Source organism: Micromonospora sp. BS32, assembly GCF_059089345.1.
Window position 1 is genome coordinate 1 of the sequence record NZ_JBSSHR010000065.1, and the last position, 633, is coordinate 633.

The 633-nt window shown below is 69.4% G+C and carries 1 protein-coding gene; it reads right to left on the minus strand.

Annotated elements, in window-relative coordinates; translation table 11 throughout:
* A partial coding sequence (locus AC5RWQ_RS30260; protein WP_494286010.1) for a sulfatase-like hydrolase/transferase occupies positions 1–633 on the minus strand: 633 nt, incomplete at both ends.

Consider the following 633-nt stretch of genomic DNA (forward strand, 5'->3'; position numbering starts at 1 on the left):
GTCCACCGCGGGCGACGGATCGCAGCCCGCCAGCTCCAGGATGGTCGCGGTGCAGTCGGTGAGCGTCGCGAACTCCTGCCGCACCTGCGGGGGGTGGCCGGGCACCTTGACGATCCCGGGGATGCGGTAGATGTCCTCGTACATCGCCGGGCCCTTGTCGTGCAGCCGGTGCGCTCCGGTGAACTCGCCGTGGTCCGCGGTGAACAGCACCGAGGTGTCGTCGGCCAGGCCCAACTCCTCGATCCGGGTGAGGATGCGGCCGATCTGCTCGTCGATGAGCGTGACGTAGCCCCAGTACACGGCGATGAGCTTGCGGGTCACCTCGATCGGCATCGTGTCGAACGTCCAGTGCGCGCTGTAGTTGCGCTGCACCGGGGGCTTGCCCTCGAAGGTCTCGGCGATCGAGGGCGGCAGCTCGACCAGCTGCGGGTCGTAGCGGTCGAAGTAGGCGTCCGGCAGCAGGTAGGGCAGGTGCGGGCCGAAGAAGTGCGTGGCCTGGAAGAACGGCCGGCCCGTGGCGGCGTAGCGCTCCAGCTGCTCGATGGTCCGGGTGGCGAGATAGTGCTCGAAGGTGGCCTCCACCGGCTGGTGCAGCCGCGCCGCCAGCAGGTTGCCCGGGTTGCCGTTGGGCAT